This is a genomic window from Verminephrobacter aporrectodeae subsp. tuberculatae At4 (assembly GCF_000193225.1).
Classification (GTDB): Bacteria; Pseudomonadota; Gammaproteobacteria; order Burkholderiales; family Burkholderiaceae_C; genus Acidovorax; species Acidovorax aporrectodeae.
Genome location: NZ_AFAL01000702.1, coordinates 1 through 8,986, shown reverse-complemented (window position 1 = coordinate 8,986; position 8,986 = coordinate 1). Strand labels below are relative to the sequence as shown.

Here is an 8,986-nt window from a genome sequence, read left to right as displayed (position 1 = left end):
GATCGAGCAGGTCGCGCACGCCGTCGCCCAGCAGTTGCAGCGCAAGCGCGCTGAAGATGATTGCCAGCCCCGGGAACAGCACGACCCAGAACGCCTGGTGCGCGTACTGCTGGCTGCCCGCGACCATGCTGCCCCAGGTTGGGATATCGGGCGGCACGCCGACGCCGAGGAACGACAGCCCGGCCTCGGCCAGCAGCGCGCAGGCGAAGATGAACGACAGCTGCACGAGGATCGGCGACGTCAGGTTCGGCAGGATGTGCCGCCACAGAATGCGCGTGCTGCGCACGCCCAGCGCGCGCACGGCCTCGACGAACAGCAGCTCGCGCAGCACCAGCGTCGAGGCCCGCACCACCCGCGCCACGCGGGGCGTGTAGACCAGCACCAGAGCCAGCACCGTGTTCCTCGGCGAGGGTCCGAGAACGGCCACCAGCGCGATCGCCAGCAAGATGTCCGGGAAGGACAGCATCGCGTCGACCACGCGCATCAGCGGCGCGTCGAGCCGGCGCAGGAAACCGGCCAGCAGGCCCAGCGCGCTGCCGGCAAGGACCGCGCCGAGCGCGGTGAGCGCGGCAATGGCCAGCGAATGGCGCGCACCGTGCACGACGCGCGCGTACACGTCGCGCCCGAGCTCGTCGGTGCCCAGCAGATGCTCGGCGCTCGGCGCCTGCAGACGCTGCAACACGGCCATTTCGTTGGGGTCGGCGCCGGCAAGGACCGGCGCGCCGACCGCCAGGACGGCGATCGCCAGCAACAGCAGCGCGGAAAACAGCACGCTGCGGCGCTGCATCAGCTGGCGGAGCATCCGGGGCGGGCGCATCGCTCAAACCTGCACGCGTGGATCGAGCACCGCGTACAGCAGGTCGATCGAGAAATTGATGAGCACGTAGATCGCGGCGATCACGAGCAGCGCGCCCTGAATGACCGGGTAGTCGCGCCGCAGCACGGCGCTGACCACGAGGTTGCCCACGCCGGGCAGGCCGAACACGGTCTCGGTGACGACGGCGCCGCCGATCATCAGCGCGACCGTCAGGCCGAGCACCGTGACGATGGGCAGCAGCGCATTGCGCAGCGCGTGCCGCAGCACCACCACGGGCTCGCTCAGGCCCTTGGAGCGCGCGGTGCGCACGTAGTCTTCGCCGAGCACGTCGAGCATCGCGGCGCGCGTGAAGCGGATGATGAGCGCCGAGTTCAGCAGGCCCAGCACGCAGGCCGGCAGCACCAGCGCGTGCAGCCGCTCGGCGAGCGCCGCGCCGGGCGCGCCATAACCGGACACCGGAAACCAGCCGCAGGACACGGCGAAGATCTGGATGAGCACGATGGCGAGCCAGAAACCGGGAATGCTCGCGCCGAACATCGCGCTCACGGTGAACAGCTGGTCGGGCAGGCGCCCGCGGAACACGGCGGAAACGATTCCGCAAGGCAGGCCGATGAGCGCCGCGATGCCCACCGCCATCAGCGTCAGCAGCGCGGTCGGTTCGGCGCGCTCCCACAGCGCCTGCGCCACCGGGCGCTGCAGAAAGATCGACTCGCCGAGCCGGCCCTGCAGCAGCTCGCGCAGCCAGTAGCCAAACTGCAGCGGCAGCGGCTGGTCCAGGCCGTACTCGCGCTGCACGCGGGCGATGTCGGCCGCGCTGGCCTGGTCGCCGAGCAGCACCGCGACCGGGTCGCCCGCGGCCACGCGCGTGAGCACGAAGACGAGCAGCGCCACGATGGCGAGCACGGCGAACATGCCGGCCACGCGTGCGGCGAGGTAGCGCAGCAGGGATTTTTTCATCGGGTCTGCGGCGCGATCTTCGCGTTCCAGAAGAACGGCCAAATCGCGCTCTGGTAGTTCTCCAGCGCCGGGCTCTTGGCCGACAGGCCATGGAACTTGCCGACGTTGACGTACGGCACCTCGTCGTAGATCAGCTGCTGCACCGTGCCCCAGAGCGCAGCGCGCTTGGTCGGGTCGATCTCGACGTTGAAGGCCCGCAGCGCGGCCCGCTTCGCGGGCGTGTCCCACCAGCCGGGCGCGCCGTCGCCGAGTTGCGGCGGTGAGAGCATGGGATCGGGGAGTTGGCCGGAGTGGGTCACGTAGATGTCCCACAGCTTCGGGTCGTTGCGCCGCTGCACCAGCGTGGCCCAGTCGACCACGTCGAGCTCGACCCGAAAGCCCGCGCGCCGGAGCTGCCCGGCCATCAGCTGCGCCATGTTGTAGTGAAAGTCGTACTGGCGGCTCGTGAGCACGCGCACCGGCGCACCCTGGTAGCCGGCCTGGGCTGCGGCGTCCCTGGCCCGGGCGGCGTTGCGCTGGTTGTACTGGTCGGCGCCGGCGGTCGAATAAAACGGCGAGCCCTTGGGGAAATGGTTGGCTTCGGCGACGAAGAAGCGCGTGTCGCCAAAACCGGCCGCGAGCATCTCGCCCGCGCCCAGCGCGGTCTGGATCGCCTGGCGCAGCGGCTGGCTCGCGGCCACGCCTTCGCGGGTGTTGAGCACCAGGTACGCAAAGCCGAACGCGGGCGTCATGATGGCCAAGGTCTTGCCGCCGGACTTCTCCAGCCGCGGCAGCGCCTCCACCGGCAGCAGGTCGGCGTAGTCGTACTGGCCGGCGAGCGCGCCTTCGACGCGCGTGGCCGCGTTGGGTACGGGGACGAAGCGCAGTTCCTCGATCGCCGCTGCGCGCCTGCCACCGTAGCCGCTCGCGGGCTCCGGGCGCGCGCTGTACCGCTCGAAGCGCGTGAGCAGCACGAACTGGTCGGGGCGGCGTTCCTTGAAGCGGTAGGGGCCGGTGCCGACAAAGTCCTTCAGCGGCGAGGCGATCGCGTCCCTGGCCATGATCGCGGCCATCCCGCTGGGCAGCGCGAGTTGTGCGAGCAGCGGCGCATAGGCTTCCCGGAGAACGACCTCGATGCCCAGCGCGCCCTGGGCCCTGAGGCTCCCGACGACCCGGCCCATGGCCTTGCCGCGCGGCGATTGCTCCATCCAGCGCTGCAGGCTCGCGACCACGTCGTCGGCGCTGAGTTCGCGCCCGTTGTGCAGCATCACGCCCCGGCGCAGGGTGATGGCGTAGGTCTTGCCGTCGGCCGAGACCTTCGGCATGCCTTCGGCGAGCATCGGCACCACGTTCCACTTGGCGTCAAAGGTGTAGAGCGTCTCGTACACATGCTGCATGATCGTTGCGACCAGGTCGGCGCTCGAGGCCATCGGGTCCAGGGTCTGCGGCTCGGCCACCAGCGCCAGCGTGGCGAAATTGCGCGCGCCCTGCGCCTGCACGCCCCGCTGGGGCAGCGCGGCGCACAGCAGCGCGAGCAGGCCGGCGAACAGCCGGGGCCAGAGGGGGCGCTGGACGCAAGCGGCGTGGGGCATGGGGAGCTCCTTGTGGGGCACAGGCAGTATCAGAAAGAAATTTTCTCTCTGACTTGGAATTTGGCGCATGTTCCCGCTGAAATCATCCGGGCTTACCCTGGTTCAACGAGTATTTATGAAATATATTTTCATTTCCGGAAGATACTCGCGGCCCGTCGCCTCCTCCCGTTCCCTCCCAAAAAAGGAGTTCCCATGCCCCTCGAATACCTTGGCGCCCCGCCCGCCGCCTCCGACCGCCAGGTCCGCCCCTTCTCCCCGGCCGTGCGCGCCGGTGACTTCGTCTACGTATCGGGCCAGGTGCCCGCGAACCAGGACGGCGAAATCGTTGCCGGCGGAATCGAGGCGCAGACGCGCCAGGTGATGGAAAACCTCAAGGCCGTGCTCGCGCTGGCCGGCGCCACGCTCGACGACGTGTGCAAGAGCACCGTTTGGCTGCAGGACGCGCGCGACTTTGGCGCCTTCAACCGCATCTACATGGGCTACTTCGGCGCGAACAAGCCGGCGCGTTCGACCACCGAAGCGCGGCTCATGGTCGATGCCCGGGTCGAGATCGACGCTGTCGCGTACAAACCAAGAACCTGAGCGCAGGGCCCCTTCAGCTTGTATAGCGTGAATCCACCGGGGCGGTGGGCGAAGACACGTCCACGAGCGCACCACTGGCATCCAGCAGCAGCATTCGACGCTGCCCATAGGGCAAATCTCGAGGGGGCTCAAGGATGTTGAGCTGCATCTCTTTCGCTACGGCAAACAAGGACTCAACGTCGTCCACCACCACCGTGATCATCACGCCCTGCGGCAACTTCTGATGCCCCTTCGGAATGAATTCGCTGGTGCGGGCCATAACACCAAGTTGCCCACCGGTTGGCGCTTTCATGCGGACGAACCAGTCGGCCTCAAACTCGACTTGGAAGCCCAGGAGTTCTTCAAACAGCCGCCGTGTGGCGGCAAGATCATCCGTAAACAAATTGCTCATCATGCTGTTCAACTCCTCTTGGAAATCGTCTACGACCCGGGCTGCTGCGGGAAAATCTGGCGCACGCAGCGGGCCAGTGCGTGCAGCAGCCAGTTGACGGCGCTTTGCTGGGGGCCGTTCCTGCGCCAGAGTGCGTCTACGTGGACGGGGGGCACGTCGAGCGGCAAGGCCCTTTGCGCGAGCACGTCGGCCAGGCCCGTCACGGGAACGAAGTGGCGCGGCAGCACGGTCAGCAGGTCCGATCCGGACACTACCCGCGCGGCCGTGAAGAACTGGTTTACCGTGATCACCACCTTGCGCTTTCGGCCCAGCGAGGCCAGGGCCTCGTCGATGAAACCAAAGGGGCGGCCCGAGAAGCTGACCAGCATGTGGCGTGCCGCGCAATAGGCGTCGAGCGTCAGCGGGGCATGCGCCAGGGGGTGGTCCTGGCGCATCACGCAGGTGTATTCCCCGTCGTAGAGCCGCCGGCTTTCAAAGGCCAGCCCGCCGCCCGACTGCGCCCGCGCCGTGAGGTCCGCGAGCACCGCGGGGAAATGGCCGACCGCCATGTCCGCGGCCTGCTCGTCGAGCAGGCGCCGCGGATCCCGGGTCGTCAAGGGCAGCACCCGCACCGAGACCCCCGGCGCCTCGCGCTCGATGCTCTCCACCAGCGCCGGCACCAGGGTGGCGGCCGTCGCGTCGGCCATCGCCAGCACCAGGGTGGACTCGGCCGTCGCCGGATCGAAGTGCCCCGGCGCCAGCGACTCCTGCAACTGCGTGAGCGCCTCGCGCACCGGCGGCCAGAGCGCGAGGGCGCGCGGCGTGGGCTCCACCCCCTGCCCGCTGCGCACCAGCAGTTCGTCGCCCAGCACTTCGCGCAGGCGGCGCATGGCGTTGCTCACGGCGGGCTGGGACAGCGAGAGCCGGTGCGCGGCACGGGTCAGGCTGCGCTGCGCCATCACCTCGTCGAACACGCGCAACAGGTTCAGGTCCAGAGAGCGGAAATTCAGCAGGCCCATGGCTTGTTCATCACCAACATGAATGACAACAATTCAGAATAATAAGTTGAATAGATCAAGGGTAAACCCTAGTATCGCTGCATCGCCCGGCAATTACGCCATGGGCGTTGAAAAAGGGAAAGCGAAATGACCAGCTTTGCAAACGTTGAGTACCCCAGCGAACACCCCGGTGTCGTGCGCGTGGAGAACGCGCTGTCGGCGCTCAAGCACGCCGCAGCCGGTTTCAACAGCGCCCGTGGCACGGCCACCCTGCTGCTCGCGGCCATGGTTTCGGCCATGCTGGTGTTGGCCAGCCGGGCGATCGACAGTTGGAGCGATGACCATCTGCTCACCGCATGGATGCTGTTGTGGCTCCTGGCCTTCGCCGCGCTGGCGCTGCTTGCCGCCCCCACGCGCCGTGCCGGCATTGCCCTGCGCCACGCGGCCCAGTCCTGGGCCGAAAGCCGCCGCCAAGCCATGGCGGATGAGCGCACTTGGCAAACCGCCTTGCGCGACCCGCGCATCATGGCCGAGTTGAACCGCGCAATGGGCACCCCCGGCGTGACCGACCTGCGCAAGTGCTCCTACTGAAAACGGAAACTACCGCCCGCCTCTGCGCGCAAGCCGACCACCATCAGGCAGTTGCCGGGCGGGCCTTCCAGCGCTCGTAGCCGGCTTGGCGCAGCGCGCACGCCGGGCAGCTTGCGCAGCCGTATCCCCAGGCGTGCAACTGCTCGCGCACGCCGTGGTAGCAGCTGTGTGAATCGTTCACGATCAGTTCCACCAACGCCGGCCCACCGAGCGAGCGGGCGAGTTCCCAGGTATCGGCCTTGTCCAGCCACATGAGCGGTGTTTCGATGGTGAAGCGCTGCCCCAGTCCCAGGGACACGGCCACTTGCAGGGCCTTGAGGCTGTCGTCGCGGCAGTCGGGGTAGCCCGAGAAATCGGTCTCGCACATGCCGCCCACCAGGGTGTGCAAGCCGCGCCGATAGCCCACGGCGGCGGCCAGGTTGAAGAACAGCAGGTTGCGCCCCGGAACAAAGGTGTTGGGCAGGCCGGCGGCGGTCATTTGGATCTCTGCGTCGCGGGTCAGCGCCGTGTCGCTGATGCGGCCCAGCACGGTCAGATCGAGCAGGTGGTCGGCGCCGAGCCGCTCGCGCCACCGGGGAAAGCGCTCGCGAATGCCCGCCAGCACGCGCTCGCGGGCCTGGAGTTCCACGTGGTGGCGCTGGCCGTAGTCAAAGCCGATGGTCTCCACATGGGAAAAGCATTCCAGCGCCCAGGCCAGGCAGGTGCTGGAGTCCTGGCCGCCGGAAAAAAGGACGAGGGCATGCCCGGGTCGTCGCATGGGGCCTACCGATCGGGCGGGTGCGCCGCGTTGCGGGGCCGGCGGCGCCAGGCGATCAGGTCATCACCACGGCGATGAATGCCAGCAGGAACATCATGATTGCGCCGACCACGGGCAACACCAGGGGAACCACGGAAACGATGTTTTCCACCGGGTCGTTCGATGGTGCTTCGGGGGTGTGCGGGGGCTTGTGTTCGGACATGGTGGGGGGCATTCGGCTTGGAACCGTGGGATTCTAGCGCGCGCAGGCCAGAGGTCGGTGGTGCTTGCCGTGCACCGTATACGCTCGTCTTGCACAGCGAAGGAGCACCCAATTGATCCGCAATGCCGCAATGCCGCAATGCCGCAATGCCAATGGGGCGCTCCGGTCAGTGGACGCCAATGGCTGCGCGCGCCAACGTGCTACGCTGCGGCCCGGGCAGGTCGGCCTAACAAAACAAAACGATTCAGGAGACATCGACACATGCAGCAGATCCTTCGGGCCGCGCTGGCCGCATGCGGCTTGGCGGCGGCCAGCACGTGCGCGCTGGCGCAGACGCCCTACCCCGCCGCGCCGATCACGCTGGTGGTGCCGTTCGCTGCGGGCAGCGGAACGGATTCGGTGGCGCGCACGCTGGGCCAGAAGCTGGCCGAGCGGCTCGGGCAGCCGGTGCTGGTGGACAACCGGCCCGGCGCCAACGCGCAATTGGGCGCGCAGTTCGTCGCCAAGGCGCGGCCCGACGGCTACACGCTGTTCATGGCGACCAACACCTCGCACTCGGCCAACCCGGCGCTCTACGGCAACCTGAAGTACGACCCGATCAAGGACTTCACGCCCGTGGCGCGCGTGGGTGAACTGCCCTTCGCGCTCGCCGTGCACCCCTCGGTTCCTGCGCGATCGCTGACCGAGCTCATCGCGCATGCGCGCGCGCACCCGGGCAGGCTCAGCTACGCCACGCCGAACAGCACCTCCCTGGTGGCGATGGAGAGCATCAAGCAGATCACCGGAATCGACATCCTGGGCGTGCCCTACCGGTCGAGCCCGCAGGCCATGGCCGACCTCGTCGGCGGGCAGGTGCAGGTGTACGTGGTGGATCTGGGGTCGGGCCGCAGCATGCTCACCAGCGACAAGCTGCGCACGCTGGGAGTCACCACCACCCAGCCCTCGGCCCTGCTGCCCGGCGTGCCGCCCATCGGACGCGTCGTCAAGGGCTTTGACCTGACCTCGTGGAACGGCATCTTCGGGCCCGCGGGCATGCCGCCCGGCGTCGTGCAGCGCCTGCATGCCGAACTCCAGGCGGTGCTCGCCGAGAAGGAAACGCAGGACAAGCTGGCGCAGATCGGCTTTCAGGTCTGGCCCAGCAAGACCCCCGAGGCGTTCGCCCGGTACGTGGCCGAGCAGCTCGCGCATTGGCGCGGGCTGATCCAGCAGGCCGGAATCCGGCCCGAATGAGTACCCCGATCAGCCGACGACCAAGAGCAGCTAACCCATGCCAAACACCACACCTGCGCCCGCAGGCCCGCTTGCGGGCGTGAAGATCCTTGATCTCACCTCGGTCATCCTGGGGCCGTTTGCCACACAGATCCTGGCCCAGCTCGGCGCCGACGTCGTCAAGCTCGAACCCCCCGAGGGCGACAACCTGCGCCATGTGGGGCCGATGCGCAACGCGGGCATGGGGCATATCTTTCTGCACGCGAATGCCGGCAAGCGCAGCATCGCGCTGGACCTCAAGCATCCCGCCGGGCGCGAGGCCGCCCTGAGGCTCGCCGAGGGCTGCGACCTGCTCATCAGCAACGTGCGGCCGCAGGCGCTCGCGCGGCTGGGGCTGGACTACGAGGCGGTGCGCGCGCGCAACCCGCGCATCATCCACGTGAGCTGCTGCGGCTTCGACCAGCAAGGGCCCGACGCCGCGCGCCCGGCCTACGACGACCTGATCCAGGGCGCCACCGGAATCCCCTGGCTGATGCAGCAGTACGGCGCGCCCGAGCCGGCCTACGCGCCGACCACGCTCGCGGACCGCGTCACCGGGCTGCACGCGGTCTACGCCGTCACGGCCGCGCTGTACGCGCGCGAGCGCACGGGCCGGGGACAGGCCATCGTCGTTCCCATGTTCGAGGCCATGGCCCAGTTCGTTCTGGGCGACCATATGGCGGGCCAGAGCTTCGATCCCCCGCTGGGCGGGCCGGGCTACGCGCGGCTGCTCAGCGTGCACCGCAGGCCCTACGCCACGCAGGACGGCATGCTGTGCGTGCTGATTTACAACGACAAGCACTGGCGCAGCTTTTTTGCCGCCATCGGCGAATCCGAAGGGCTTGCGCGCGATCCGCGCTTTGCCACGCACGGCGCGCGCGCCGTCCATATCG

At 68.4% G+C, this 8,986-nt stretch carries 11 protein-coding genes; 4 read left to right on the top strand and 7 right to left on the bottom strand.

Annotated features, from left to right (window positions below; translation table 11 throughout):
• The 3 genes from VTU_RS0119925 to VTU_RS0119915 form a co-directional block, all read right to left on the bottom strand.
• A partial coding sequence (locus VTU_RS0119925; protein ID WP_029554586.1) for an ABC transporter permease occupies positions 1-817 on the bottom strand: 817 nt, incomplete at its 3' end.
• Positions 818-820: 3 nt separating this feature from the next.
• Entirely contained in the window at positions 821-1,762 is a 942-nt protein-coding gene (locus VTU_RS0119920) for an ABC transporter permease (RefSeq protein ID WP_029554585.1), read from the bottom strand.
• Between the two features lie 8 nt (positions 1,763-1,770).
• Positions 1,771-3,345, bottom strand: a complete 1,575-nt coding sequence (locus VTU_RS0119915) for an ABC transporter substrate-binding protein (protein ID WP_010107831.1) — start codon at positions 3,343-3,345, stop codon at positions 1,771-1,773.
• 192 nt (positions 3,346-3,537) lie between these two features.
• Here VTU_RS0119915 and VTU_RS0119910 point away from each other — a divergent pair, with 192 nt between their 5' ends.
• Positions 3,538-3,927 carry a RidA family protein gene (locus tag VTU_RS0119910; RefSeq protein WP_010107829.1) on the top strand — a complete coding sequence of 130 codons (390 nt, stop codon included), beginning with the start codon at positions 3,538-3,540 and terminating at the stop codon, positions 3,925-3,927.
• Between the two features lie 13 nt (positions 3,928-3,940).
• Here the strand turns inward: VTU_RS0119910 and VTU_RS28870 are convergent, their stop codons facing one another.
• Positions 3,941-4,321 carry a VOC family protein gene (locus VTU_RS28870; protein ID WP_010107821.1) on the bottom strand — a complete coding sequence of 127 codons (381 nt, stop codon included), beginning with the start codon at positions 4,319-4,321 and terminating at the stop codon, positions 3,941-3,943.
• Between the two features lie 26 nt (positions 4,322-4,347).
• Complete coding sequence (locus VTU_RS28865) at positions 4,348-5,316, bottom strand: LysR family transcriptional regulator (RefSeq protein WP_010107818.1); 969 nt, start codon at positions 5,314-5,316, stop codon at positions 4,348-4,350.
• Between the two features lie 126 nt (positions 5,317-5,442).
• On the opposite strand from VTU_RS28865, the gene VTU_RS0119895 reads away from it, so the two are divergent.
• Positions 5,443-5,886, top strand: a complete 444-nt coding sequence (locus tag VTU_RS0119895; protein ID WP_010107816.1) for a hypothetical protein — start codon at positions 5,443-5,445, stop codon at positions 5,884-5,886.
• 43 nt (positions 5,887-5,929) lie between these two features.
• Here VTU_RS0119895 and queC read toward each other — a convergent pair whose 3' ends face one another.
• Together queC and VTU_RS33970 are read right to left on the bottom strand one after the other, a co-directional pair.
• On the bottom strand, positions 5,930-6,643 hold the full coding sequence (gene queC, locus VTU_RS0119890) for a 7-cyano-7-deazaguanine synthase QueC (RefSeq protein ID WP_010107814.1): 714 nt from the start codon (positions 6,641-6,643) through the stop codon (positions 5,930-5,932).
• 55 nt (positions 6,644-6,698) lie between these two features.
• On the bottom strand, positions 6,699-6,845 hold the full coding sequence (locus VTU_RS33970) for a hypothetical protein (protein WP_169315428.1): 147 nt from the start codon (positions 6,843-6,845) through the stop codon (positions 6,699-6,701).
• A 261-nt stretch (positions 6,846-7,106) separates the two neighbouring features.
• On the opposite strand from VTU_RS33970, the gene VTU_RS0119880 reads away from it, so the two are divergent.
• Entirely contained in the window at positions 7,107-8,075 is a 969-nt protein-coding gene (locus VTU_RS0119880; RefSeq protein WP_010107812.1) for a Bug family tripartite tricarboxylate transporter substrate binding protein, read from the top strand.
• Between the two features lie 37 nt (positions 8,076-8,112).
• Positions 8,113-8,986, top strand: an 874-nt coding sequence (locus VTU_RS0119875) for a CaiB/BaiF CoA transferase family protein (RefSeq protein ID WP_010107811.1), incomplete at its 3' end; no start/stop codon positions are given.

Excerpts from the sequence above, each read along its gene's own strand:
- VTU_RS0119915 (WP_010107831.1), bottom strand. The coding sequence starts at position 3,345 with ATGCCCCACGCCGCTTGCGTCCAGCGCCCCCTCTGGCCCCGGCTGTTC.
- VTU_RS0119910 (WP_010107829.1), top strand. The coding sequence starts at position 3,538 with ATGCCCCTCGAATACCTTGGCGCCCCGCCCGCCGCCTCCGACCGCCAG.
- VTU_RS28870 (WP_010107821.1), bottom strand. The coding sequence starts at position 4,321 with ATGATGAGCAATTTGTTTACGGATGATCTTGCCGCCACACGGCGGCTG.
- VTU_RS28865 (WP_010107818.1), bottom strand. The coding sequence starts at position 5,316 with ATGGGCCTGCTGAATTTCCGCTCTCTGGACCTGAACCTGTTGCGCGTG.
- VTU_RS0119895 (WP_010107816.1), top strand. The coding sequence starts at position 5,443 with ATGACCAGCTTTGCAAACGTTGAGTACCCCAGCGAACACCCCGGTGTC.
- queC (WP_010107814.1), bottom strand. The coding sequence starts at position 6,643 with ATGCGACGACCCGGGCATGCCCTCGTCCTTTTTTCCGGCGGCCAGGAC.
- VTU_RS33970 (WP_169315428.1), bottom strand. The coding sequence starts at position 6,845 with ATGTCCGAACACAAGCCCCCGCACACCCCCGAAGCACCATCGAACGAC.
- VTU_RS0119880 (WP_010107812.1), top strand. The coding sequence starts at position 7,107 with ATGCAGCAGATCCTTCGGGCCGCGCTGGCCGCATGCGGCTTGGCGGCG.